Origin of the sequence: Tabrizicola sp., from assembly GCF_030694085.1 — a bacterium.
Taxonomy (GTDB): Bacteria; Pseudomonadota; Alphaproteobacteria; order Rhodobacterales; family Rhodobacteraceae; genus Tabrizicola.
In genome coordinates this window covers 13,866-38,756 of record NZ_JAUXZE010000048.1, presented here as the reverse complement: position 1 = coordinate 38,756, position 24,891 = coordinate 13,866, and the positions used below count along the sequence as shown (strand labels likewise).

The following is a 24,891-nucleotide window of genomic DNA, read 5'->3' as shown; positions in this document are numbered from 1 at the left end:
GGGCCGCCCGTTTCCGTTCACAGATCGCCGGGCGCGATGTGGTAGGCGCGGGCGAAGCCGCCATTCAGCAAGGCCGAGATGGGCGTCAGGCGGACGAAGGCGAAGTCGGAGAGGTCGATGTAGATCGTGGCTTTCGGGTTCCGCTCCAGCCAGCGGGCGCGAAGGCCGGGGCGCGCGGGGTCGTCGGGTGCGACGAAGCTGGCCCGGGCGCGGATCATCAGGCGGGGATGGGTGAGGGGGTCACCCTTGCCACCGACATCGCCCAGCATCAGGGCACAGTCCGGGCGGTCCCGCAAGGCGCGGAAATGCGGGGCAAGGCCGGAGACGAGGGTCAGCATCCCCACCTCTGGGTCGCGGGCAAAGGCGATGCGGCTGATGCCGGGGGTGCCGGTGTCGGGGTCCTCCCAGGCGAGGGCGGCATGGTCCAGGGTCAGAAGCTGGTGGACAAGCGCCAGAGCCTCGGCGTTTGCGGGCTGGACGGGATCGGGGCGTTTGGGGTCGGGGCTTCTGGGATCGGGGGTCATGCAGCCTCGCGGCAGTTGACAGTCGGGATACGGAGGAGTCTTCTGACGCCATTCCGACAGACTTGCCAGCGATTACTGGCGTATCTCCTGGCCTGGATGCCATCATGACCGACGCCGCGCGGGGCCACACCGGCCCGTCCGAGTTCCTGCCGAAGCTCTTCACCGTCTGGCGCGAGGGCTATGGCCTTTCAGCCCTGCGCGCCGATGCGCTGGCCGGGTTGACCGTCGCCATCGTGGCGCTGCCCTTGTCAATGGCGATTGCCATTGCCAGCGGGGTCGGGCCGGAGCGGGGACTTTACACCGCCATAGTGGGCGGGTTCCTCGTCAGTGTCTTGGGTGGGTCGCGCTATCAGATCGGGGGGCCCGCTGGGGCGTTCATCGTGCTGGTCGCGGCCTGCGTGACAGCGACGGGGGTGCAGGGGCTGATCCTGGCGACGATCCTGTCGGGGCTGATCCTGATCATGGCGGGGCTGCTGCGGCTGGGCACCTACATCCGTTACATCCCCTATCCCGTCACCGTAGGCTTCACCGCCGGGATCGCCGTCATCATCTTCGCCAGCCAGCTGCGCGAGATGTTCGGGCTGACCCTGCCCGGCGGCGAACCGGGAGAGATCGTCGAGAAGGTCCGCGCGCTGTGGGAGGCGCGGGGGACGGTGACCTGGGCGGCGGTTGCCGTGGCGGCGCTGACGGCGGGGGTGATCCTGGGGCTGCGGCGCGTGCGCCCGCACTGGCCGGGGATGCTGATCGCGGTGGCGCTGGCCTCGGTCGTGGTGGCGGTTCTGGCCTTGCCCGTGGCCACCATCGGCACGCAGTTCGGCGCCTTGCCGCAGATGCTGCCGGTTCCCGCATTGCCGGACCTGGCGCTATGGCAGCAGGCGCTGCCCTGGGCGGCCAGCTTCGCCCTTCTCGGCGCCATTGAATCGCTCCTGTCCGCCGTGGTCGCCGACGGGATGTCCGGTGCGCGGCATCGGTCGAACGCCGAACTGGTAGCGCAGGGTGTGGCCAACATCGGTTCAGGCCTTTTCGGCGGGTTCTGCGTCACGGGGACCATTGCGCGGACGGCGACGAACGTGCGGGCCGGAAGCAAGGGGCCGGTGTCCGGGATGCTACATTCCCTGTTCCTGCTGGCCTTCCTGATGATTGCCGCCCCCTTGGCTGCCTACATCCCCTTGGCCGCGCTGGCCGGCGTCCTGGCCGTCGTCGCCTGGGGCATGGCCGAGCGGCACGAGTTCGCAGCCCTTCTGCGGTCGTCGCGGGGCGATGCGCTGGTGGTCCTTGCCACCTTCCTCCTCGTCGTCTTCCGCGACCTGACCGAGGGGATCGTGGTGGGCTTCGCCCTGGCGGGTCTCGTCTTCATCAAGCGCATGTCCGAGACCGCCGGGATGCGCCCGCGCGACGAGCATCTGGATACGCCCCGGGCCGACCGCGTGGTCTATCATCTGGAGGGCCCCTACTTCTTTGGCGCGGCCGCGCAGCTGGGCGGCGTCCTTGACCGCATCGCCGAGGCTCCGCGCGCGCTGGTGCTGGAGATGTCGGGCGTACCCTTGATCGACAGCTCCGGCGCGCGGGGGATGCACAGCCTGGCCGCGCGGGCAGGGCGGCGGGGCGGGCGGCTGTACCTTGTCGGGCTGAAACCGGCCCTGCGCCGTCAACTGGAAGCGCAAGGCCTGCACGAGCCGGAAGTGAAGTATTCTGCCACCCTGGCCGAGGTCGATGCGGCGCTGGATACGCAACCGGGCGGCGAATCACACTAAAGCCGGGTGCGGTTCGGCCGGTTCCTTCAAGTTCACGAGAAAACTTTCATCTTCACGCGGGCGTGAGCGGTAACGCGCCAGCGAAAGCAAGCACTTGGCTGCCTCAATTTTCACACATTTACAGAATTGACGATGGATCAGTCAAGTAGTTTACAGAATTATTGATGAAAAATATGGGGTTACGAAATTCTTTACGAAGTGGTAGTCTGGGCCATGGGACGGGAAGTTCCTGACCAGTCCCAGGCTATTCCGGGGTGTCGGCCCACACCCCTTCCGGGAGGAGAGAAAATGACCGAAGCCGCCAAATCCGTTTATCCGCCGTCGAACGACTTCATGGCGAAAGCCCATGTCGACGCGAAGGCGTATGAGGCGCGCTATGCGGCCTCGGTCCAGGACCCGGAGGCGTTCTGGGGCGCGGAAGGTCTGCGGCTTGACTGGATCAAGCCGTATACGCGCGTCAAGAACACCTCGTTCCAGCCGGGCAACATCTCGATCAAGTGGTTCGAGGACGGGCATCTGAACGTCAGCGCCAACTGCATCGACCGTCATATGCTGACCCGCGCCGACCAGACCGCGATCATCTGGGAACCCGATGATCCGAAGACCCCGGCCAAGCACATCACCTACCGAGAACTGCTGGAGCAGACCTGCCGCCTGGCCAATGTGCTGAAAGCGCATGGCGTGACCAAGGGCGACCGGGTCGTGCTTTACATGCCGATGATCCCGGAAGCGGCCTATGCGATGCTGGCCTGCACCCGGATCGGCGCGGTCCATTCCATCGTTTTCGGGGGCTTCTCGCCGGACGCGCTGGCGAACCGGATCAATGACTGTGACGCCAAGGTGGTCATCACCGCCGACTGGGCGCCGCGGGCGGGCAAGAAGACCGGGTTGAAGGACAACACCGACAAGGCGCTGCTGCACTGTTCGGACAACGTGAAGGTGCTGGTCGCCAAGCGCACCGGGGACCAGACCTCCTGGGTGGAAGGGCGCGACTTCGACCTGACCGCCGAGATGGCGGCGGCCAAGCCCTATTGCCCTTACGTCGAGGTCGGCGCGGAAGACCCGATGTTCATCCTGTATACCAGTGGCTCGACCGGCAAGCCGAAGGGCGTGGTGCATACGACGGGTGGCTATCTGGTCTATGCGTCGATGACGCAGCAGATCACCTTCGACTACCATGACGGCGATGTCTTCTGGTGCACCGCGGACGTGGGCTGGGTCACCGGGCACAGCTATATCGTCTATGGTCCGCTGGCGAATGGCGCGACGACGCTGATGTTCGAGGGCGTGCCGACCTTCCCCGACGCGGGCCGGTTCTGGGAGGTCTGCGCCAAGCACAAGGTCAGCCAGTTCTACACCGCACCGACAGCGATCCGCAGCCTGATGGGGCTGGGGGCCGAGTGGGTGGAGAAGCACGATCTGTCCAGCCTGAAGCTTCTGGGTTCGGTCGGTGAGCCGATCAACCCGGAAGCCTGGGCCTGGTACAACACCCATGTCGGCAAGGGCAAACTGCCGATCGTCGACACGTTCTGGCAGACCGAAACCGGCGGCCACATGCTGACCCCGCTGCCGGGCGCGATCCCGACCAAGCCCGGTTCGGCCACGGTGCCGTTCTTCGGCGTGCAGCCGGTGGTGCTGGATGCGGCCTCGGGCGCGATCCAGTCCGAAATCGAAACTGAGGGCGTCCTCTGCTTCGCCGACAGCTGGCCGGGGCAGATGCGGACGCTGTGGGGCGATCACGCCCGGTTCGAGGAAGCCTACTTCAGCCAGTACAAGGGCTATTACTTCACCGGCGACGGCTGCCGGCGCGATGGGGATGGCTATTACTGGATCACCGGGCGCGTGGATGACGTGATCAACGTCAGCGGTCATCGGATGGGCACGGCCGAGGTCGAAAGCGCGCTGGTGGCGCATGAGGCCGTCGCGGAAGCGGCAGTCGTCGGCTACCCGCACGACATCAAGGGGCAGGGCATCTATGCCTATGTCACCCTGATGAAGGGGATCGAGCCGACTGAGGACCTGCGCAAGAAGCTGGAAGCCTGGGTCCGCAACGAGATCGGGCCGATTGCCAAGCCCGACCTGATCCAGTGGGCGCCGGGCCTGCCCAAGACCCGGTCGGGCAAGATCATGCGCCGCATCCTGCGCAAGATCGCCGAGAACGACTTTGGCGCTTTGGGCGACACCTCGACCCTGGCCGATCCTTCGGTGGTCGACGACCTGATCGCCAACCGCATGAACAAGGGCTGATCGGGTGGGTCCCGTTCTGATCCTTCTTGGCCCGCCCGGCGCGGGCAAGGGCACCCAGGCGCGGATGCTGGAAGAGGACTTCGGTCTGGTCCAGCTTTCGACCGGCGACCTGCTGCGCGCCGCCGTCGCGGCGGGGACCGAGGCGGGCAAGCGGGCCCGCGCGGTGATGGAGGCTGGGCAACTGGTTAGCGACGACATCGTGCTGGCGATCCTGAAGGACCGGATGGCTCAGCCCGACGTGGCCAGGGGCGTGATCCTGGACGGCTTTCCCCGCACGGCGGGGCAGGCGGCGGCGCTGGACCGGCTTCTGGCCGAGGTCGGGCAGAAGGTCACCGCCGCCGTCAGCCTTGAAGTTGACGACGAGGCGATGGTCGCCCGCGTCTCGGGACGCTACACCTGCGCCGCCTGCGGCGAAGGCTATCATGACGAGTTCAAGCAACCCGCCACGGCGGGCGTTTGCGACAAGTGTGGCGGTACGGCGTTCAAGCGCCGGGCCGACGACAACGCCGAAACGGTGCGCGAGAGGCTGACCGCCTATCACGCCCAGACGGCACCGCTGATCGCGCATTACGACCGTCTGTCCGTTCTGGAACGGGTGCCGGCGATGGGGTCCATCGACGGCATCCGCGCCAGACTGGCCGATATCGTGGGGCGCGTCTCAGCCTGACGGGAGGGGCCGCTCCCCTGGATCCCCCGGGGGTGCGGAAAAACAAACAAGGGAGTTCACCTCATGGCAGACAAAACTTCTGCCAACGCCTATTGGGCAGCGAACATCAAGGTCATCACCATCTCGATGATCATCTGGTTCGCCTGTTCCTTCGGGCTTGGCATCCTGCTTCGGCCGGCACTTTCCGGGATCCACATCGGCGGTGCCGACCTTGGGTTCTGGTTCGCGCAGAACGGCTCGATCTTCGTGTTCCTGATCCTGATCTTCGTCTACGCGAAGATCATGAACGGGATCGACCGCGCGCACGGCGTGGAAGAGTAAGGGATCAGGGACAGATGGATCAGTTTACTCTCAACCTCATCGTCATCGGCCTTTCCTTCGCGCTTTACTTCGGGATCGCGTTCTGGGCCCGGGCTGGATCGACGGCGGAATTCTATGCGGCAGGCCAGGGTGTTCCCCCGGTCATGAACGGCATGGCGACGGCGGCCGACTGGATGTCGGCGGCGTCCTTCATCTCGATGGCGGGTCTTATCGCCTTCGGGGGCTACAACAACTCGGTCTTCCTGATGGGCTGGACCGGCGGCTACGTGCTCTTGGCGCTGCTTCTCGCCCCGTACCTGCGCAAGTTCGGCAAGTTCACCGTGCCGGAATTCGTGGGTGACCGTTTCTATTCGACCTCGGCCCGCATGGTCGCGGTCATCTGCCTTCTCGTCATCTCGATCACTTACGTTATCGGGCAGATGGTCGGTGTCGGCGTGACCTTTGCGCGCTTCCTGGAAGTGTCGACCACGACCGGCCTGCTGATCGGCTCGGCGGTGGTGTTCGCCTATGCGGTGTTCGGCGGCATGAAGGGCATCACCTATACCCAGGTGGCGCAGTATGTCGTTCTGATCACCGCCTACACGATCCCGGCGATCTTCATCTCGCTGAACCTGACCGGGCAGTTCCTGCCGCAGATCGGCCTGGTCAGTGGCTATGCGCCGACCGGTGGCGAGACCTACTTCCTGGACAAGCTTGACCAGGTCGTGACCGACCTTGGCTTCACCGCCTATACTGCCGACACCACGAACATGCTGAACATGTTCCTTGTCACGATGTCGCTGATGATCGGGACCGCGGGTCTGCCGCACGTGATCATCCGCTTCTTCACCGTGCCGAAAGTGTCGGACGCCCGCATCTCGGCTGGCTGGGCCCTGGTGTTCATCGCGCTTCTGTACACGGTCGCTCCGGCGGTCGGGTCGATGGCGCGCCTGAACATCACCACCACCTTCTGGCCGGGTGCAATCGACGGCGAGACCTTCTCGAAGCCCGCGCTTTCGCTTGCCGAGATCGACAGCAACCCGGATCTTGCCTGGATCCGCAACTGGGAAAAGACCGGGCTTCTGACGTTCTCTGACAAGAACGGCGACGGCTTGATCCAGTACTTCAACGAACCGAAGCCGGTGACCGATGCGAACGCCGCCGTCGCCGCTGCGACCAAGGCACTGACCGATGCTGCCGCCGACGCCGACAAGGCGCCGCTGGAAGCTGCGGTCGCCGAAGCCACCACCGCACGCGACGCGGTTCTGGCCGAAGCGCAACTGGGGGGTCAGTCGCTGGCCGCTCAGGGCATCGTCGGCAACGAACTGACCACGGTCAACAACGACATCATGGTTCTTGCGAACCCTGAGATCGCTGCTCTGCCGGGTTGGGTCATCGCCCTTGTCGCCGCCGGTGGTCTTGCCGCCGCGCTGTCGACGGCTGCGGGCCTTCTGCTGGCCATCTCTTCGGCCATCAGCCACGACCTGATCAAGGGTGCCTTGAACCCGAACATCAGCGAAAAGGGCGAACTGCTGGCCGCGCGGATCTCGATGGCCTTCGCCATCGTGCTGGCGACCTGGCTTGGCTACAACCCGCCCGGCTTTGCCGCGCAGGTGGTGGCGCTGGCCTTCGGTCTGGCGGCCGCGACGATCTTCCCGGTCTTGATGATGGGGATCTTCTCGACCCGCGTCGGCAAGGAAGGCGCGATCGCCGGCATGCTCGTCGGTCTGATCACGACCTCGGTCTACATCTTCCTGTTCCTGGGCTGGTTCTTCATCCCCGGCACGAACGTGTACCCGAACACGGCTGACGCGCACTGGTTCGGCATCTCGCCGGCAGCGTTCGGCCCGATCGGGGCTGTCCTGAACATCGCCACGGCCTACATCGTGTCGATGATGACGAAGGCTCCGCCGCAGGAAGTGCAGGACCTGATCCAGTCGATCCGCGTGCCGAAAGGCGCCGGCAAGGCAACGGCTCACTAAGCACACCGCGCCTCCGGGGATTTTCTCCGGGGGTGCATCTCCCTTACCGGAAACAGGATCATGGATCAGGACAGCACCCCGCTTCTGGCCTTCCTGGAGACGGTTCACCCCTATGACAGCCTGCCGCGGGACGAGATGGCGCGGGTCGCCGCCTCTTTCAGCCGCAGACATTACGACGATGCCGCCGTGATCTATTCGGCGGGCGAGCCAATGACCGGAATCTTCCTGATCCTGGACGGCTCGGTCGAGGTGCTGGAGCCTTCGGGTGGCCTGGTCTCGCTTTTGGGTCCCCGCAACAGTTTCGGCGAACGCGGACTGATGCGCGACGGGGTCGCGGTCACGACGGCACGGGCGACCGAAGGCGCGGACATCCTGATGCTGCCCGAGGCAGAGTTCCGTCGCCTGATCGCGACCTATCCGGCCTTCGAGCGATTTTTCCACCGCGGTCGCCAGCACGAGAACCGCGAGGCCGACATCTCGACCCGCAAGGTCGGCGACCTGATCGCGCGCGCGCCCATCGCGGTGCCGCCCACCACTTCGATCCGCGAGGCAGCCGAGAAGATGCGCGCGGCGCATATCTCATGCCTGGCGATCACCGAAGGCGACCGGCTGGTCGGCATCGTCACCGCGCGGGACTTCGTGAACAAGGTGCTGGCGCAGGGGCTGGACCCATCGGCCCCGGTCGGCACGGTGATGGCCGCCGATCCGATGGTCCTGACACCGGACAGCCTGGGATCGGATGTCCTGAACCGGATGCTGGAACACCGGATCGGGCATCTGCCGGTGGTGGACGACGGCAGGCTGGTCGGCATGATCACCCAGACCGACCTGGTGCGGTTCCAGGCCGTGTCTTCGGCGCTCTTGGTCCGCGACGCGGCGACGGCCGGAACGGTGGCGGAACTGGCCGAGAACACCGCACGCATCCCGCGACTGCTGGTGCAGCTGGTCGGTGGCGGGTCTGCGCACGAGGTGGTGACACGGCTGATCACCGACATCGCCGACACCGTGACGCGGCGTCTTCTGGCAATGGCCGAGGCGAAACTGGGGCCCGCGCCGGTGCCCTACCTCTGGCTCGCCTGCGGATCACAAGGGCGGCAGGAACAGACCGGCGTCAGCGACCAGGACAACTGCCTGATGGTCGACGATACCGCGACCGAGGCCGACATGGCCTATTTCGCGGCGCTGGCGAAGATCGTATCGGACGGGCTGAACGCCTGCGGCTATATCTATTGCCCCGGCGACATGATGGCCACGAACCCGCAATGGTGCCAACCGATGCGCGTCTGGCGTGGCTATTTCCGCAAATGGGTGACGACCCCCGACCCGATGGCACAGATGCTGGCCAGCGTGATGTTCGACCTGCGCCCCATCGGCGGAACCGCCAGCCTTTACAGTGATTTGCAGGCCGAGGTGCTGGAGATGGCCGCGAAGAACTCGATCTTCGTGGCGCACATGATTTCCAACAGCCTGAAGCACAACCCGCCGCTGGGCCTGTTGCGAGGGTTCGCCACGATCCGGTCGGGTGAGCACAAGAACCACATCGACCTGAAGATGAACGGGGTCGTGCCCGTCGTGGATCTGGGTCGGATCTACGCCCTGATCGGCCAGATTCCGGCGGTCAACACCCGCGCCCGGCTGGAAGCGGCGGCCGAGGCGGGGGTCATCAGCCCCAGCGGTGCCCGCGACCTGATAGAGGCCTACGACCTGATCGCCGAGACCCGGCTGGAACATCAGGCGCGGCGGGTGAAGGCGGGTGAGCGTCCCGACAACTTCATCGCGCCCTCGGAACTGTCGGATTTCGAACGGAGCCACCTGCGCGACGCCTTCGTTGTCGTCCGCACCATGCAATCTGCCGTGGGATCGTCCCGCGGCGCCAGAAGTTGAGACCCAAATGGCCCTTGAACTCCTCGGCTCGTTCTTCGTCGCCCTGACGCTTGGCCTTCTGGTCTGGGCGTTGCGCAAGCGCTTTGCCGCGGTCCCCGGCTGGGCCACCCCGGTCGCGGCCGGGGTGGGCCTGATCGGCACCGCGATCTGGATGGAATACAGCTGGTTCGACCGGGTTTCCGGCGCGCTGCCTGCCCAATTCCAGGTGACCAACGCGGAAACCACCGCCTCGCCGCTACGACCCTGGACCTATGTCGCCCCGCTGGTCAGCCGCTTCACCGCGCTCGACGGCTCGAAGCTGGGCCGCCACCCTGAACGGAGCGAGCTGATCGTTGCCCCGGTCTTCGGCTTTGCCCGGTGGGAGAACCCGCAAAGCGCGCTGATGGTCTTCGACTGCGCTGCCGGGCGCCGGGTCCCCTTGACCGAGGGCATGGCGATCGACGCCAGCGGCACGCTCACCGGCGCCGAGTGGCTGGTGCTGGAAAACCCCGACGGCCTGCAACTGGCCGCCTGCAAGGAGGGATGAAGGATGGACCGCAAGCCACGCATCCTTGTCGTCGAGGATGAGGACAACATTGCCGTCGCCCTGGACTACCTGATGACGCGCGAGGGCTATGACCACGACCGCGTGGCCAGTGGTGCCGACGCGCTGCCCCGCATCCGCAGCACGCATCCAGACCTGGTCCTTCTGGACGTCATGCTGCCCGAGGTGTCGGGTTACGAGATCTGCGAAGGTATCCGCACCGATCCGTCGCTGTCTGACGTCAAGGTCCTGATGATGACGGCCCGCGGGTCCACCATCGAACGGCGCAAGGGGCTTGCACTGGGGGCCGACGGCTTCATCTCGAAACCCTTCGAACTCAAGGACCTGCGCGACGAGGTGCGGCGACTTCTGGCACCCGGGGCATAGGGGATGCTGACCCGCCTTTCCCTTCGCCTGCGGGTCTTCCTGATCTTCGCGGGCCTCGCGGCCGCGATCCTTGCGGCAACGGGACTGGGCCTCTGGCTGGGTTACAGCCGCCTTGGCCAGCCCGGCGTGGGGCAGGGCTTCGTCCAGGCCGGAGTGCTGGCGGGCTTTGCCGCCCTGGGGCTGGTCGCGGCGGTCTGGTACCTTTTCGACCTGAACGTGGCCAAGCCCATCGAGACGCTTTCCGGTGCTCTGCGCGCCCGTGCCCATTCGGACGTCACCGCCGGGATGGACGCCGCCATCGCCCGCTACCTGGGCGATCTTGCCCCCGCCGCCCAGGCCGCCGCGCAAAGCCTGGCCGAGACGCGGTCGGCGCTGGCCGAGGCCGTCGCCCGGGAAACCCTGCGGCTGGGCTCGGAAAAGGCCCGTCTTGAAGCGCTACTTTCGGACGTTCCGGTGGGCGTCATCCTCTGCTCGGCCGACCACGCGCTGGTCTTTTACAACGGGCCTGCCGCCGACATCATCGGCACCAACCGGGGGCTGGAGGCGGGCCTTGACCGCAAGCTTTTCGACTACCTCCACGCCGCCCCCCTGCGTCTCGCGCATGAACGCCTGATCGCCACCGGCGACCCGGACGCGGTGTCGGACCTTCTGTGCACCACCACGACTGGCGCGCGCGTGCTTGCCGCCCGGATGCGGCTTCTGGGCGATGGCGGCACGCAGGGCTATGTGCTGACCCTGCGCGACATCACCGGCGACATGGCGGCGGATGCCCGGCGCGAGGCGATGCTGGAGGGCGCGCTTGACAGCTTGCGCCGCCCGTCGGCGGCCCTGGCGACGCTTGTCGGCGTGATGCCCGACGACGCCTTGCCCGCTCCGATGCAAGGCGCGCTGAGGGAAGAGGTCGCGCGCCTGAGCCAGGCCGTGACCCGCTTCGGCGCCGCCCGCGACGAGGCCCTGTCCGAAACCGGCGCCCTGCCGCAGACCCGCGCCTTTGACCTGGCGCAGGGCCTTGTCGCCCGCCTGGGCGCGCAAGGGGTCCCCGTCACCACCCAAACCGCCGACCTGATCCTGCGCTGCAACGGCTATGAGGTCCTGACGCTTCTGGAACACCTCGCCCGGCGCCTGTCAGACCGCGCGCCCCTGCACCTGACCATCGATGAAGAGGACACCGGCGCCACGATCCGTCTCTCGTGGACCGGCCCCCGCGTCGGTGTCGGCGAACTGGACGGCTGGCTTGCCTTCCCCCTGTCCGACGACAGCGACCGACCGGCCCGCACTGTCCTGGCCACCCACGCGACCGAGCTTTGGCCCGAAATGCTTGCAGGTGGCCGCCCCGCCTTCTGCCTGCCGATCCGCCAGGCCCGCCGCGCCGTGGCCCGCCCGAAGCCGGTGGCGCGCAAGGTGGTCTACGACTTCGACCTTCTCTCGCCCGCCCGCACCGACAAGCTGGCCGATACCCGCCTGGACCGCCTGACCTATGTGGTCTTCGACAGCGAGACGACCGGCCTCAATCCGCGTCAGGGCGACGAGATCGTGCAGCTGGCCGCCGTCCGCATCGTCAATGGCCGCCGGGTCGAGGGCGAAGTCTTCGACACCTTGGTCAATCCGGGCCGCGCCATCCCGCCGGTCTCGACCGAAGTGCACGGCATCACCGACGCGATGGTCGCCGACGCGCCGCCCGTCGCCGATGTCGTCCGCCGCTTCCACAAGTTCGCCGAGGGCGCGGTGCTGATCGCCCACAACGCGCCTTTCGACATGGAATTCCTGCGCCGCCTGGAACGGCAGCTCGGCCTGGCCTTCGACATGCCGGTCCTCGACACCGTGCTGCTGTCCGCGGTGGTCTACGGCCAGCACGAGGTGCACAGCCTGGACGCGCTGTCACACCGCCTGGGCATCACCATCCCCGAAGAGGCACGGCACACCGCGCTTGGCGACACGCTGGCTACGGCGGATGCCTTCCTGAAACTGATGCCGATGCTGTCGGGCCGTGGCCTCGACACCTTTGGCTCCGTTCTGACCGAGGTTCGCAAGCACGGGCGCCTTCTCAAGGACCTGAACTGATCCCTTTCATCTTTGTCCAAATATCCCGCGGGGGTCCGGGGGTGTGAAACCCCCGGGGTCGGTCATCCAGCGAAGGGGTCGACCGGATAGCTGACGCCTACAAGATACAGCCCTTGAGGCGGGCTTACGGGTCCGCAAGCCGCCCGGTCGCGCGCCTCCAGCGCCCTTCGCACATCGTCTGGCGTCCAGGCGCCCGCGCCGACCCGCTCCAGCGTGCCGACGATCGAGCGCACCTGGTTGTGCAGGAAGGACCGCGCCGCAAGGTCGAAGCGGTATTCGATCCCGCCGGGGTAGGGGTGCGCACTGATGTCGATCCTGTCCAGCGTCTTCACCGGGCTTCTTGCCTGGCACAGGGTCGACCGGAAAGTGGTGAAGTCGTGGTTGCCAACCAGTTCCGCCGCGCCGGCCCGCAGGGCGTCGACGTCCAGCCGGTTCAGCACCTGCCACACAAGACCCTTGTCATGCGTCACCGGCGCACGGCGGGCGACAAGGCGGAAGCTGTAGCGCCGCCCGGTGGCCGAGAACCGGGCGTGGAAATCCTCGGGCACTCGCGCACAAGCCAGGATCGCCACCGGATCGGGTCGCAGATGCGCGTTCAGCGCCGAGGCAAGGCGGAACGGGTCCCAGTCCTTCGCAAGGTCGGCATGCGCGACCTGCGCCGTGGCATGGACCCCGGCATCGGTGCGCCCGGCGGCGGCGATGGTATGGGGACCGGGTTCCAGCCTGCTTAAGGCGCGTTCAACGGCTTCCTGCACCGAGGGCAAGCCCGGCGCCTGCCGCTGCCAGCCCGCAAAGGGGCCACCGTCGTACTCGATCTGCAGGGCATAGCGGGGCATGGGCCTTCCCTACCCCGGAAGCAGCCCGTCGCGCAATCCTTGCCAATTTCCTGACGCGCACACGGAAGCTCATGAAAACATTGAACATGATCCCACCGTCCTGTGTGGACAGTTCAAGAGTAGGGTGGGCAATACTGCCCACCCTACCCACCCGCCTTCCATTCCCGCCCGGCCCACCCTATCTTGACCTGCGCGAAGGAAAAGGAACGGACCGTGGCATTTTCCGGGCTGACGGACGGGATCACCCGCGGGATCGAAGGTGCCGGGGCCAGCCTCTCCGAAACCCTGTTCGACACCACGCTTCGCCTTGGCGTGACCGGCCTTTCCCGCGCCGGCAAGACCGTCTTCATCACCGCGCTGGTTGCCAACCTTCTGAACCGGGGACGGATGCCGCAACTGAAGGCCCAGGCCGAGGGCCGCATCCAGGCCGTCTACCTGCAGCCCCAGCCCGACGTCACGCTGCCGCGCTTCGACTATGAGGCCCACCTTGCCGCGCTGACCGGCGACGCCCCCCGCTGGCCCGCCTCGACCCGCGCGATTTCCGAACTTCGGCTGTCGTTCCGCGTCCAGCCTGCCGGGTTCCTGTCGTCCTGGCGCGGCCCCCGGACGCTGCACCTCGATATCGTCGACTATCCGGGTGAGTGGCTTTTGGACCTCTCTCTCCTTGACCAGAGCTATGATGCCTGGTCCGAAGCGACCCTCGCGCGGCTGGAAAGGCGGCCCGAAGCCGCCGCCTATCTTGCGCTTGCAAGGGCCGAGGACGGTGCGCTGCGGTTGGACGAGGCGAAGGCCCGCCAACTGGCCGAGACCTTCACCGCCTACCTGACCGCCGCGCGCGACCTGGGCCGGGTCGACGTGACCCCGGGCCGGTTCCTCTTGCCGGGGGACCTTGCCGGGTCGCCTGTCCTGACCTTCGCGCCGCTGCCGAAACCCGCCACCACCGGCCGGTCGAGCCTCTGGCGCGAGATGGAACGGCGCTATGAGGCCTACAAGGCGCGCGTCGTCCGCCCCTTCTTCCGCGACCATTTCGCCAGGATCGACCGGCAGGTCGTGCTGGCCGATGTGCTGGGCGCGATCCACCAGGGGCCAAGGGCGGTCGAGGACCTGCGGCGGGTGATGGCCGAGGTCTTGCAGGCCTTCCGGCCGGGGCGCAATTCGTGGCTGTCGTCGATTTTCGGCGCGCACCGGGTGGAGCGCATCCTGTTCGCGGCGACCAAGGCCGACCATCTGCACCACGAACAGCACCCGGCCCTGACGGCGATCACGGCAAGCCTGCTGGCCGAGGCGAAATCCCGCGCGGACTTTTCTGGCGCACGAACCGAAGCGATGTCGCTGGCCAGCTTGCGGGCAACGGTGGAAGAGGTCGTCACGCGGGACGGGGTCACGGTTCCGGCGGTGCGGGGGGTGCTGGAAACCACCGGCAAGCCCGCGCTGATGTATCCCGGTGCGCTGCCCTCTGACCCGTCGAGGTTGCTGTCCCCCGCGCGGGAAGGGGCGGTGGCCTGGCTGGATGCGGACTACAGCCTCATGACCTTCGCCCCGGCCCGGCTGGCCCTGAAACCGGGCGAGGGGCCGCCGCATATCCGGCTGGACCGCGCCGTCGAGTTCCTGATCGGAGACCAGTTGTGAGCCGCCCGCCGAAGCCGTTCCTGGAAGAGATGGAGGAAGCCGCCGACCCCGGCGCTGCGCCTCCGGTGCCGGATGCCTTGCCCGAAGGGCAGGCGATGCAGGCGGTGGCGGCCCTGTCGCAGCGGCGGGGGTCCGCCTTGACGCGGTTTGCGGTCTGGGCCTTCACGGCACTGTTCGGCTTTGCCTTGTCGGTGGCCGCCTATGACTTCGTGACCGGACTTCTGGCGCGCAATGTCGTGCTGGGCTGGGCCGCCTTTGCGTTGGTCGTGGTGGCGGCCCTTGCGGGGCTGGTGCTGGCCCTGCGCGAATGGGGCGCTTTCCTGCGGCTGAAGCGGCTGGACGGGCTGCGGGACCGCGCGCTGACGGCGCGGGCCGCAGCAGACCTGAAGGACGCGCGACGGGTGGTTGCGGGCCTTGTGGGCCTTTACGGCGCGCGGGGCGATACGGCTTGGGGCCGGGCGCGGCTGGCCGAGCGCGAGGGGGAGGTCATGGATGCCGATGCGCTTCTGTCGCTGGCCGAGCGGGAGCTCTTGACGACGCTGGATGCCGAGGCGCGGCTGGTGATCGAGGGCGCGGCGCGGCAGGTGGCGACGGTGACGGCGCTGGTACCGCTGGCGCTGGCGGACGTGGCCGTGGCGGCGGTCGCGAACCTGCGGATGATCCGGCGGATCGCGGAAATCTATGGCGGACGGTCGGGCAGCTTTGGCAGCCTGAAGCTGCTCCGCCGGGTGTTCGGGTCGCTGGTGGCGGCGGGGGCGCTGGCGCTGACGGATGACATGATCGGGTCGGTCGCGGGGGGCGGGGTGCTGTCCAAGTTGTCGCGCCGGTTCGGCGAGGGCGTGGTCAACGGTGCCCTGACCGCGCGGGTGGGGGTCGCGGCGATGGAATTGTGCCGTCCGATGCCCTTCGTCGCCCTGGAGCGGCCGGCGGTGTCGTCTCTGGTGTCGCGCGCACTGGCAGGGTTGGTGTCGCGCGGGTAGGGGCAGCCTTCAAATTGAGCGCTGACGCGCAAGCCTTTTGTCTCGACTTATGCGCGCGAAGGGCGCGCAACGGCTCGGACGTTGGGGGCGCTTCGCCCCCCAAGCCCCCCGAGGATATTTGTGCAAATGTGAAAGGCTCAGGGGGGTGGGGCTTTCCAGTCCACCCAGCGGCCGTGAAAGTCGGCGCGGCCGAGGGGGATGGTCTTCCCGCCGGGCCATAGGGTGAGGGTGATCGCAGCGCCGGGGGGCTGGCCGTCGCCCTCCAGTGACAGGTGGGCGAGGGGGGCGTGTTGGCCGGCGCTTTCAATACCTGCCAAGGCGCGGGCCTGAGTGGCGGGCGGGAAGTATTGCCAGGCGACGGTGTGGAAGATCAGGTGCAGCGCGCCGGGGATTGGGGTTGCAAGGCGGGTTTCCAGCCACTCGGCGGCGTCGATGCGGTCGACTGGGGGACGCAGGCGCGCGGCCAGATCCAGTGCGGCGCGGGTGCGGGCAAGGCGCTCGGGTTGATCGGGCCAGAGGAAGGCCAGAAGGCGCAGGCGGTGGGTGACGGGGTCGAGGGGGTTCAGGTCAGTGCCGCGACGGTCAAGGATCGTGGGGGTGGCGAAGGGTGACAGGGGGCCGGTCCAGTCTGGCGTCAGGGTCAGTGCCGGGCTTGCGGGGCCGAAGCTGTGGCCGTGGATTGACAGGGCGTAGTGGTCCCACAGCAGGTTCAGGCCCGCGCTGGCGCCGAGTTCGCTGAGGACCAGGGGGAGGCCGCAGCGCGCGGTCAGCCAGTGGGCGGCAGCAATGAGAACGGCGGAGCGGCGAACCTCGTTCGTCTGAGGCGGAGTGGTCAGCCAGTCGAGGAGGAAGGCCGGATGGGCGCGGATCGTGGCGAGGGCGGTTTCGGTCGGATCGGCTTCGGTCCGGTAGATCGCGGCAAGGTCCAGCGCCTGGCCGGACAGCGCCAGCGCGTGCAGGCCACCGGCCAGCCGCAGGGGCACAGAGTCGGACCTGGACGAGGCATCACCGTTCCAGTCCAGCACGCGGTCGCTGACCGGATCACCAGGGGTCAGGCGGTCGGCAAGGCCCGCCATCAGGCGTTCCATCAGCGGCGAGCCAAGCGCGGCGCAGGCCTTTGCCTGGTCGCGGAAGGCTTGCCGGACCAGCGTCACCGGAACTTGTCCAGAAGCTTTTGCATCGGGCTGCGGCTGTCCTCGGCCGGGGGTGCCACGGAGGGGGCCTCGGGTTTGTCCTTGGTCGTGGAGGACCGTGGCGGCGCGGTGCGCAAGGACACCGCATTCATGAACTTTTGCCCGTCGCCTGCTGCAAGCGCCTCGGCCCCGTCGGAGATGCCGCGGAGGAGATCCTCCAGCCACTCGGCGTCGGCCTTTGCGAAATCGTGCAGGACGTAGGCCGGCACCGCGTCCTTGTGGCCGGGATGGCCGATGCCAAGGCGGACGCGGGCGTAGTCGTCGCCCAGGTGGCCGTGGATCGAGCGGAGACCGTTGTGGCCCGCGTGCCCGCCCCCCTGCTTAAGGCGCATCTTGCCCGGGGCTAGGTCAAGCTCGTCATGAAAAACGGTGAGGTCGGCCAGCGGCAGCTTCCAGAAGGCGACGGCGCCCTGCACGGACTGGCCGGACAGGTTCATGAAGGTCTCGGGCTTCAGGAGCGCGACCTTCTCGGCACCCAGGCGGCCTTCCGAAACGAGGCCCTGGAAGGCCTTGCGCCAGGGGGTGAAGCCGTGGTCCGTGGCGATGCGGTCCACGGCCATGAAACCGATGTTGTGCCTGTTGCCCGCGTATTTCGCACCGGGATTGCCGAGGCCGACCCAGAGTTTCATCCTTTGCTCTCCCCATGCGCGTCGGGTGGGGTATAGCTTTGGCATGGGGTCGAGACAACCAAGCGGGACCGGATGCGCAGCTTCACCCTTCGCGGCCTGACGCTTTACCTGCCGGAGGCGGCGCTTAAGGGGAACCTGGAGCGCGCACTGTCCAGTGGCCGCTACGAGAACCACGAGGCGGATGCGCTGCTGCTGCATCTGCGGCCGGGGGACCGGCTTCTGGACCTGGGCGCGGGGCTGGGGTTCATCTGCGCGCTGGCGGCGGGGGTTCTGGGCGAGGATGCGGTCATGGGCGTCGAGGCCGGACCCGAGACGGTGAAGCTTGCGCGAAGGAACCTGGTGGCGAACGGGGTTCCGGGCGTCAAGGTGCTGAAAGGCGCGGTGGTGGGGGCGGGCGCGGGCGAGGTGGATTTCGGCCAGCGTCCCGCATTCTGGGCGAGCAGTCTCAAGGGGCCGGACGGCTGGCCGGAAAGTGCCGAGGTGATCCGGGTTCCGGCGCGACCGCTGGGCAAGCTGTTGGCACGGTTCGCCCCCACCGCGATCTGCTGCGACATCGAGGGGGGCGAGCTGGAGGTGTTGACCCAGCCTTTGCCGGGGGTGAGGCTTGTGGTGGTCGAGACGCACCCACAGGTTTACGGGCCGGAGGGAGTGCAGCGGATCGTGGCGGCCTTGGTGGCGCAAGGTTTCGCCGAGGCCGAGGGTGCGAAGAAGGATACTCTGGTCTTCCGCCGGTCAGTCGGCCCGGGTGCCGAATAGGCGGGTGTCGGCCAGCCAGCGCGCGCGGAGTTCGGGCGTGCTGTGTTCGACCGGCGAGAAATAAGTGTGGCGGAGGGGTTTCAGGCCGACGAAGGACAGGATCTGGCGATGGACCTGCGGCTTGAGCGCGCAGCCATACATCAGCAAGAAGGCCCAGGCGGGGGTGTCGGAGGTGAGCATGAAATGCGCGGTCCTTCCCGACAGGAGCGGGGTCGGTAAGGCCATCCGGCGTTGGCGAGGGTCGAAGGCGAAGCCCGGCAGGAGCGTGCGGTCGAAAAGCCCCTTGGTCTTGGCAGGAAGTCCACCCCACCACATCGGGGTGACAAGCACGACGTGTTCGGCCCACAGAAGGTCTTCGCGGAAGGTTTCCAGGTCAGGTTCCAGCGCCGGTATTGCGAAAGCTGGTCTGGCCAAAGTCGGGGTCGAACGATGCGCAGCCTGGAGCGGGTATATCGCCTGTTCGCATCGGATGCCGAAACGGTGGCGTTGCTTGCCCGGTTCAGCGGTCCGGCGGGCGCGGGGCTGGACAAGCTGATCTTTCTGGTGGTCGAGCGGCTGGCCGCGGGAGTAGCGGGGATGCAGGCGCGGGGAGAGCTGGGGTCAGGCCGCGCCGGAAGTGCTGGCCGAGGCGGTGATGGCGCTGGTCTTTCACGCAGCGGCTTCGGCGCAGTGCGGGATGCATGGCGATGCCGGGGCGGTGAGGGCCCGCGCGGGCCAGTCGCCTGTGGACATGTCCGACGCGCTGCTCTTGCCGTAACGCCAGGGGCTGCTCCTCGTGCGACTTCGTCTTCTCGTCGCGGGGGGGCGCCGCAGCGAGGAGTGACGAAGTCATCGACGAGCGGTGCCGCAAATGCAGACGGGGGGCCCGAAGACCCCCCGCGCAATCAGGATGCCGATGCCTCAGGCTTCGGCGTCGGCTGCGGCGTTCTCTTCCGACACCAGGCCCGACGGAGCCGCGAGGTTCGCGATCACGAAGTTCCGCGCAATGGTCGGCTTGACGCCGGCGGGCAGTTCCACATCGTTGATGTGGATGACGTCGCCGATCTTCCTGCCGGTCAGGTCGACCGTGATGTGATCGGGGATATCCGAGGCGGTGACTTCCAGTTCGACTTCGGGACGGACGACGGTCAGGGTGCCGCCGCGCTTGAGGCCCGGGCTGGCTTCGTGGTTCACGAATTCGACGTGGATGAACAGTTCGATCCGGCTATCATCGTGGATGCGCATGAAGTCGACATGCGTCGGCATGTCCTTGACCACGTCGCGCTGGACGCCACGGCACACGACGTGCACGTCGGGCTGACCTTCAACCTTGAGGTTGAACAGCGACTGCAGGAAGCGACCCTGCCGAAGCTTGGTCAGGAGGTAGTTGAATTTCATCTTGATCGCGACCGGCTCAGAGCCGTCGCCATAGATGATGCCAGGTACGTAGCCGTCACGACGGGCTTGACGGGCGGCCCCCTTGCCTGTCCCCGTCCGTACCTCGGCCAGAAGATCGGTGATCTCGCGTGCCATAGGTTCTCTCCATATAAGTCCGCCATCCTCCAAGGGTGCATGGCGCGACCGGGGGGCATTAACGGAGAATGGGCCGGAAGGGAAGGGGGAAGTTCGCCCTGCGCAGTGGCGGCGCGGCGCAGGGTTAACCGTCAGTGAAGGCGGAAAACCGGCCTTGGGACGCAACGGGGGATAGTGCAGCGGTCAAGATATTGGGAACGCTGGATTAATGCCGCTGTTTTCAGAGGCCACAGGTGTCTGGAACAGGTATGTAACCCGTCTTCCTTCCATACATACGCACGGCCATACGGCAGGCCGTTAACCTTGCCGCGCGAATCGCAGCGGTCGGATGCCGGTGTCGCTTTCGGCGGGCTGGTGCGTCGCCCGTGGGCTGGATGGAACCGGAGCGCCGGGATAGCTGTCATTCTCTTGCCCAGGAGCCTTCCGCCATGATTTCCCTTCCCACCCTGGCGCATGCCCGTCCCGCCATTGGGGCCTTTGCGGCGATGGGCGTGCTTTGGGGGACCTTCGCGGCGGTCCTGCCGGACCTGAAGCTGATGCTGGGTGTGGACGAGGCGCAACTGGGGCTATTGATCTTCTGCACACCCATTGCCGCGATCAGCGCCATGCTGGTGGCCCCGACATTCGGGGCGGCGATGGGGCGGGCGGCGCTGCCGGTGGCGGTCCTGATGATGGCGTTGACCTTCATGCTGCCGGGGCAGGCCTCGGTCTGGTGGCTGTTTCCGCTGGCGATGGCCTGTGCGGGGGCCGCAACGGGGCTGACGGATGTGCTGATGAACGCGCGGGTGGCGGCCATCGAGACCGAGCGCGGGTTGCACCTGATGAACCTGGCCCACGCGGCCTATTCCTTCGGTTATGCCGGAGGCGCGGTGCTGACCGGCGTCTTGCGGGGGGCGGGCTGGGGGCCGGACTGGGTGATGGGGACAATGGCGGTGGTGGGGGTCCTGTGCGCGACGCTGACCATCGAACGCGACGGGCGGATCGACGGGCTGCGCAGGCCCAGGGACGGAACCGCCGTGCCGTTGGGCCTGGTGCCGGTGCTGGGTGGCGGGATCGTGCTGATCGCCTTCATGACGGAAAACGCGGCCGAGAACTGGTCGGCGCTGCATATCGAGAAGACCCTGGGCGGCAGCCCGGAGGAAGGTGCTCTGGGGCCGGCGATGCTGGCGCTGACGATGGGATTTGCGCGGCTGGGCGGGCAGTGGCTGGCGGGCAAGGTGGATGCCTTCACCATCCTGCGGGCGGGCGCGGTGATCGCGGCGGTGGGCGCGCTGGTCGTGGCGCAGGCGCCAAGCCCTTTGGTCGCCTATCTTGGCTTCTTCGTCATGGGCATCGGCGCATCAGTGCTGGCACCGACGGCCTTTTCGCTGGTGGGGCAGATGAGCCCCGATTCCGCGCGTGCTCGGGCCGTCGCCCGGGCGACGCTGCTGGGCTACTTCGGATACTTCGTCGGGCCGCCGCTGCTGGGGGTGCTGGCCGGAACCTTCGGGCTGCGCTTTGCCTTCGTCTGGGCGGCCTGCCTGGTGGGCCTGGTCTTTGTCCTGGCCCCGATCCTGAGGCGTCAGCGGGCCTGAACCTCCAGGAAGCGCGGGCCGTCGTGCGGGGTGATCAGAAGTTCGCCCAGCTGGTCGGGGTCGGGGGGCACACTGGCGAAAACCATGTCGCAGGCCATCGCGAAGTGTTCCATGTCCAAGGGCGAGGGGTGGCAGCCGATGATCGGGTCCACCTTGGCCTGGCGAAGCGCATCCTCGATCTCGCGGAAGCCGGCGTTGTTCCAGACGACGTAGGTGATGGGGAGCTTTTCGTCGACGGCGGTGCGAAGTTCGCCGGGGCTGAACTGCAGGCCGCCGTCACCGATCAGGCAGACCACAGGTACGCCGGGCGCAGCGATGGCGGCACCGATGGCAGCACCTGGGGCAAAGCCAAGCGCGCCGTAGCCGGTGGCCGCGTTGAACCAGCCGCGAGGGCGGTCGTGGTCGTAGTAGAGGTTGGCGGCATAGACCGGCTGGGTGCTGTCGCCTACGATGATCGAATTCGGCATGGCGTCGCGGATCACCTCGACCATGTCGAGTCGGGCTGGCATGCCCTCGTCAAGCGCCGCAATCTCGGCCCGTGCGGCCTGGCGGACCGCTTCGGCCCGGGCGGCGCCGTCGCGGTTGCCGCGGATGGTCATCGGCATGAGCGCGGCCATCATTGCCCCGGCGTCGGCCTTGACCGGCATCTTGGCCGGGTGGCGGGCCAGCTGATCGGCGCAGATGTCGATGCGGATCATGTCCGACAGGTTCGGCACCCGACCGTTGGCATACATGTCATAGTCGGTCGGCCCAAGTTCGGTGCCGATGGCAAGGATCTGATCGGCGTCGGCGATGAACTTCCTGACCGAGGTCAGGCTGGGCGAAGCGGGGATGGTCAGCCGGTGGCCGAACATCGCCCCGCGCGCGTTGACGGTCTGGATCACCGGTGCGTCAAGGGATTCTGCCAGCTTTTGCAGGGGACCTTCCGCCCCGCGGGTGCCGCCACCGGCCAGGATGACGATACGCTCGGCTGCGTTGAGCGTGGCGGCGATGCTGCGGAGGCGGCCAAGCGGCAGGGGCACGGCGCTGGTTGATGTGACCGAGGGCGGCAGTTCGGGGCAGGGCTGGCCCATCATGTTGGTGGAAATCTGGATATGCGCCGGGCCGGGGCGACCTGCGGTCATTGCGGCGAAGGCACGGTCCAGAACCTCGCCCAGCTTCTTCGGGTCAGTCACGGTTTCGGTGTGGCACAGCGTGGCGACCATCGCGCCCTGGTCGGGAAGTTCGTGCAACCGGCCAAGACCCTTGCCCAGGGTGTCGCTGCGGCCAAGGCCGGAGATGACCAGCATGGGGACGCTGTCCGCCTTGGCCTGGGCCATCGCGGTCAGGGTATTGGTCAGGCCGGGGCCGGTGATGACGAAGGCGGCGGCGGGTTTGCCCGAGACGCGGGCATAGCCGTCGGCCATGAAGCCCGCGCCCTGTTCGTGGCGCGGAGTGACGTGGCGGATCTTGCCCTGGGCCGCGGCGAGGCCACGGTAAAGCTCGATGGTGTGGACACCGGGGATGCCGAAGACGGTGTCGATGCCGCGGGCGAGCAGGCCCTCGACCAGACGGATGCCAACGGTGGTCATGCTGCGTTCCCCAGGATGCTGGCCGCGTGGGCGGCGATGCGATTGGCGGCCTCGGTCGTGCGATCGTCGGGTTGCGTGAGTGACAGGCGCAACCAGCCCGAAAGCCCGGCGCCGAAGCTTTCGCCGGGCATGACCGCGACCTTCTGACGGTCAAGGAGCGAGGCCGCGAAATCCTCGCCCGAAAGGCCGGTGGCGCGGACGTCGATCAGGGCAAACATGCCCGCCTCGGGTCGGTGGACGTAAAGCCCGTTCACGCCCGACAGCGTATCGGCGATAATCCCGGCGCGGCGCGAGAAGCGTTCGGCCATACCGGCGGCGACGGGCGAAGGTTCGGAAACTGCAAGTTCGGTGGCATCGGCAAGGAAGGGCTGGCTGCCAAATAGCATGGTTTCTGAAAGTGGCAGCATCCGGGAACAGAACTCGGCCGGGCCGACGCACCAGCCAGAGCGGAAGCCGGGGGCAGCATGCGACTTCGAGATCGACGAGGCGACGATGGTGCGGTCGGCAAGGTCGGCGTAGTTCAAAGGCGAGGTGAAGGTCACGCCGGGGAAAACCAGATCCTCATAGACCTCGTCGCAGAGGATCCAAAGGTCGTGCGCCTTTGCCAGATCGCCCAAGGCGCGGATGTCTTCGGGGCGGAGGACCGCGCCGGTTGGGTTGTGCGGAGAGTTCAGGAACACCACACGGCTGCGCGGCGTGATCCGGGAGGCGACGTCGGCGGCCTGCATCCGAAAGCCGGTTTCGGGTTTCAGAGGGACGGGAACCACCTTTGCGCCGGTCTGGGCGATCAGGCCCTCGTAGGTCGCATACATCGGGTCGCCAAGCAGCACCTCGTCCCCGGCTTCCACAAGCGTCCGCAGGATGCCGTAGAGGACGGTCTGCGTGCCTGGCAGGCACATGATCTGGTCACGGCTGATCTCGCGACCGCGGCGGGCGGTGTAGCGGGCGGAAAGGGCGGCGACGAGGCCAGGTTCACCCCGGCCATTGGAATAGCCGGTGCGTCCGGCCTGCATTGCCGCACTTGCGGCTTCGATGAAGCGGGTTGGGGTGGGAACGTCGGGCTCGCCTATGGTGAACTCGATGATGTCCTCGCCTGCGGCCTTCATCGCACGGGCGCGGGCGTGCAGCGCCCATTTGGCACCGCCAAGGCCGGACAGGCGATCGGTGACGGAAGCGTATCTCATGGCGTGGTCTTTCCGAAATCGGGGAGCATGGCAGTGTGGTCCAGCAGGTTGATGCCGAGGATGGCGCTGACCGCCGAGAGGCCGATGGTGATGACTTCGCCAGGCTCGAATGTGCCGGGCAGAAGCGAGCCCTCGACCCAGAGCCCGTCGATCAATGCGTTGCAGGCAATGGCCTCGACCCGGGTCTGGCCGGGTTTCACCGCGCGCGGGAGCGTTTCGATCAGCTTCTGCAAGGTGTCGCGGTAAGCAAGATAGCTGGCCTCGTGCACGGCCATAAGGTCGGGGTCACTGCGCACCTTGTGCATGTAGCCGGCCCAAAGCACGACGGCCCCTGCGTCCAGGACCGGCGGGCGCAGCGAGGCGGCGATGAAGGCGGCAAGGCGCTCTTCGGGGCCGGCACCGACGCCTTCAATGGCATCCGCGCCCTTGGCCGTCATCCCGTCCATCAGCGCGCGATAGGCGGCGCGCGACAGTTCGTCCTTGGACTGGAAGTAATGCCGGATGAGGCCCGGAGTGACCCCGGCCCGTTCGGCGATGGCGCGCACCGTCGCAGCCTCGGGCCCGCCTTCGGCCACCAGTTCCTGCGTGGCCGAAATCAGCGCCGTGCGGCGGCTTTCTTCGCTTTCGCGGCGATAGAGGCGGCGGGCGGGTTGCATGAGGTCCGACTGTTATACGCGCGTATAATCGTGCGGAGAGTG

Annotated in this window: 23 protein-coding genes; 14 read left to right on the top strand and 9 right to left on the bottom strand. The window is 67.3% G+C overall.

The genetic code is table 11. From position 1 onward, the window contains the following. Window positions 1-17: 17 nt before the first annotated feature. Window positions 18-524 carry a pyridoxamine 5-phosphate oxidase gene (locus Q8M85_RS12310; RefSeq protein WP_305544881.1) on the bottom strand — a complete coding sequence of 169 codons (507 nt, stop codon included), beginning with the start codon at window positions 522-524 and terminating at the stop codon, window positions 18-20. A gap of 104 nt (window positions 525-628) precedes the next feature. On the opposite strand from Q8M85_RS12310, the gene Q8M85_RS12305 reads away from it, so the two are divergent. The 9 genes from Q8M85_RS12305 (at window position 629) to Q8M85_RS12265 (ending at window position 12,329) form a co-directional block, all read left to right on the top strand. Then, the gene (locus tag Q8M85_RS12305; RefSeq protein ID WP_305544878.1) at window positions 629-2,278 is read left to right on the top strand and encodes a SulP family inorganic anion transporter; all 1,650 of its coding nucleotides are present in this window, start codon (window positions 629-631) and stop codon (window positions 2,276-2,278) included. A 288-nt stretch (window positions 2,279-2,566) separates the two neighbouring features. Continuing rightward, window positions 2,567-4,525 (top strand): acetate--CoA ligase, encoded by a 1,959-nt coding sequence (gene acs / locus Q8M85_RS12300; protein ID WP_305544875.1) that lies wholly within the window; start codon window positions 2,567-2,569, stop codon window positions 4,523-4,525. A gap of 4 nt (window positions 4,526-4,529) precedes the next feature. Beyond that, the gene (locus Q8M85_RS12295; RefSeq protein ID WP_305544872.1) at window positions 4,530-5,192 is read left to right on the top strand and encodes an adenylate kinase; all 663 of its coding nucleotides are present in this window, start codon (window positions 4,530-4,532) and stop codon (window positions 5,190-5,192) included. Between the two features lie 63 nt (window positions 5,193-5,255). Then, window positions 5,256-5,513, top strand: coding sequence for a DUF4212 domain-containing protein (locus Q8M85_RS12290; RefSeq protein WP_305544870.1), 258 nt, complete (start codon window positions 5,256-5,258; stop codon window positions 5,511-5,513). A gap of 14 nt (window positions 5,514-5,527) precedes the next feature. After that, window positions 5,528-7,474 carry a sodium:solute symporter family protein gene (locus Q8M85_RS12285; protein WP_305544867.1) on the top strand — a complete coding sequence of 649 codons (1,947 nt, stop codon included), beginning with the start codon at window positions 5,528-5,530 and terminating at the stop codon, window positions 7,472-7,474. A gap of 60 nt (window positions 7,475-7,534) precedes the next feature. Then, a complete protein-coding gene (locus Q8M85_RS12280) occupies window positions 7,535-9,358 on the top strand; it encodes a DUF294 nucleotidyltransferase-like domain-containing protein (RefSeq protein ID WP_305544865.1) in 1,824 nt (607 codons plus the stop codon). Window positions 9,359-9,365: 7 nt separating this feature from the next. Next, window positions 9,366-9,884, top strand: coding sequence for a hypothetical protein (locus tag Q8M85_RS12275; RefSeq protein WP_305544862.1), 519 nt, complete (start codon window positions 9,366-9,368; stop codon window positions 9,882-9,884). 3 nt (window positions 9,885-9,887) lie between these two features. Beyond that, a complete protein-coding gene (locus tag Q8M85_RS12270; RefSeq protein ID WP_305544859.1) occupies window positions 9,888-10,268 on the top strand; it encodes a response regulator transcription factor in 381 nt (126 codons plus the stop codon). 3 nt (window positions 10,269-10,271) lie between these two features. Further along, complete coding sequence (locus Q8M85_RS12265; RefSeq protein ID WP_305544857.1) at window positions 10,272-12,329, top strand: exonuclease domain-containing protein; 2,058 nt, start codon at window positions 10,272-10,274, stop codon at window positions 12,327-12,329. A 62-nt stretch (window positions 12,330-12,391) separates the two neighbouring features. Here the strand turns inward: Q8M85_RS12265 and truA are convergent, their stop codons facing one another. Further along, window positions 12,392-13,165: a tRNA pseudouridine(38-40) synthase TruA gene (gene truA / locus Q8M85_RS12260; protein ID WP_305544854.1), complete on the bottom strand. Its 774-nt coding sequence runs from the start codon at window positions 13,163-13,165 to the stop codon at window positions 12,392-12,394. A 213-nt stretch (window positions 13,166-13,378) separates the two neighbouring features. On the opposite strand from truA, the gene Q8M85_RS12255 reads away from it, so the two are divergent. Beyond that, the gene (locus Q8M85_RS12255; RefSeq protein WP_305544851.1) at window positions 13,379-14,794 is read left to right on the top strand and encodes a YcjX family protein; all 1,416 of its coding nucleotides are present in this window, start codon (window positions 13,379-13,381) and stop codon (window positions 14,792-14,794) included. A 29-nt stretch (window positions 14,795-14,823) separates the two neighbouring features. Then, window positions 14,824-15,774, top strand: coding sequence for a YcjF family protein (locus Q8M85_RS12250; protein ID WP_305545208.1), 951 nt, complete (start codon window positions 14,824-14,826; stop codon window positions 15,772-15,774). A 137-nt stretch (window positions 15,775-15,911) separates the two neighbouring features. Here Q8M85_RS12250 and Q8M85_RS12245 read toward each other — a convergent pair whose 3' ends face one another. Both Q8M85_RS12245 and pth read right to left on the bottom strand, forming a co-directional pair. Continuing rightward, the gene (locus tag Q8M85_RS12245; RefSeq protein ID WP_305544848.1) at window positions 15,912-16,928 is read right to left on the bottom strand and encodes a DUF2332 domain-containing protein; all 1,017 of its coding nucleotides are present in this window, start codon (window positions 16,926-16,928) and stop codon (window positions 15,912-15,914) included. Next, window positions 16,925-17,596, bottom strand: coding sequence for an aminoacyl-tRNA hydrolase (pth, locus tag Q8M85_RS12240; RefSeq protein WP_305544845.1), 672 nt, complete (start codon window positions 17,594-17,596; stop codon window positions 16,925-16,927). Before pth ends, Q8M85_RS12245 begins: the two co-directional genes overlap by 4 nt. A 72-nt stretch (window positions 17,597-17,668) precedes the next feature. On the opposite strand from pth, the gene Q8M85_RS12235 reads away from it, so the two are divergent. Beyond that, window positions 17,669-18,352: an FkbM family methyltransferase gene (locus Q8M85_RS12235; RefSeq protein WP_305544843.1), complete on the top strand. Its 684-nt coding sequence runs from the start codon at window positions 17,669-17,671 to the stop codon at window positions 18,350-18,352. On the opposite strand, the gene Q8M85_RS12230 is transcribed toward Q8M85_RS12235, so the two are convergent. After that, window positions 18,329-18,766 carry an NAD(P)H-dependent oxidoreductase gene (locus Q8M85_RS12230; protein WP_305544840.1) on the bottom strand — a complete coding sequence of 146 codons (438 nt, stop codon included), beginning with the start codon at window positions 18,764-18,766 and terminating at the stop codon, window positions 18,329-18,331. The two genes, Q8M85_RS12235 and Q8M85_RS12230, sit on opposite strands and share 24 nt — an antisense overlap. Before the next feature lie 220 nt (window positions 18,767-18,986). Between Q8M85_RS12230 and Q8M85_RS12225 the strand changes: the two genes are divergently transcribed. Then, window positions 18,987-19,109, top strand: a complete 123-nt coding sequence (locus Q8M85_RS12225; RefSeq protein WP_305544837.1) for a hypothetical protein — start codon at window positions 18,987-18,989, stop codon at window positions 19,107-19,109. A 143-nt stretch (window positions 19,110-19,252) separates the two neighbouring features. Here Q8M85_RS12225 and Q8M85_RS12220 read toward each other — a convergent pair whose 3' ends face one another. After that, window positions 19,253-19,864 carry a 50S ribosomal protein L25/general stress protein Ctc gene (locus tag Q8M85_RS12220; RefSeq protein ID WP_305544834.1) on the bottom strand — a complete coding sequence of 204 codons (612 nt, stop codon included), beginning with the start codon at window positions 19,862-19,864 and terminating at the stop codon, window positions 19,253-19,255. 428 nt (window positions 19,865-20,292) lie between these two features. Here Q8M85_RS12220 and Q8M85_RS12215 point away from each other — a divergent pair, with 428 nt between their 5' ends. Continuing rightward, on the top strand, window positions 20,293-21,438 hold the full coding sequence (locus Q8M85_RS12215) for an MFS transporter (RefSeq protein ID WP_305544832.1): 1,146 nt from the start codon (window positions 20,293-20,295) through the stop codon (window positions 21,436-21,438). Here the strand turns inward: Q8M85_RS12215 and Q8M85_RS12210 are convergent. Genes Q8M85_RS12210 through Q8M85_RS12200 form a run of 3 tightly spaced genes read right to left on the bottom strand, consistent with a single transcriptional unit; the run spans window position 21,426 to window position 24,849 of the window. Continuing rightward, on the bottom strand, window positions 21,426-23,009 hold the full coding sequence (locus Q8M85_RS12210; RefSeq protein WP_305544829.1) for a 5-guanidino-2-oxopentanoate decarboxylase: 1,584 nt from the start codon (window positions 23,007-23,009) through the stop codon (window positions 21,426-21,428). The two genes, Q8M85_RS12215 and Q8M85_RS12210, sit on opposite strands and share 13 nt — an antisense overlap. Further along, window positions 23,006-24,193, bottom strand: coding sequence for a pyridoxal phosphate-dependent aminotransferase (locus Q8M85_RS12205; protein WP_305544827.1), 1,188 nt, complete (start codon window positions 24,191-24,193; stop codon window positions 23,006-23,008). Before Q8M85_RS12205 ends, Q8M85_RS12210 begins: the two co-directional genes overlap by 4 nt. Further along, window positions 24,190-24,849: a TetR/AcrR family transcriptional regulator gene (locus tag Q8M85_RS12200; RefSeq protein WP_305544824.1), complete on the bottom strand. Its 660-nt coding sequence runs from the start codon at window positions 24,847-24,849 to the stop codon at window positions 24,190-24,192. The genes Q8M85_RS12205 and Q8M85_RS12200 overlap by 4 nt, the downstream gene beginning before the upstream one ends. Window positions 24,850-24,891 lie beyond the last annotated feature (42 nt).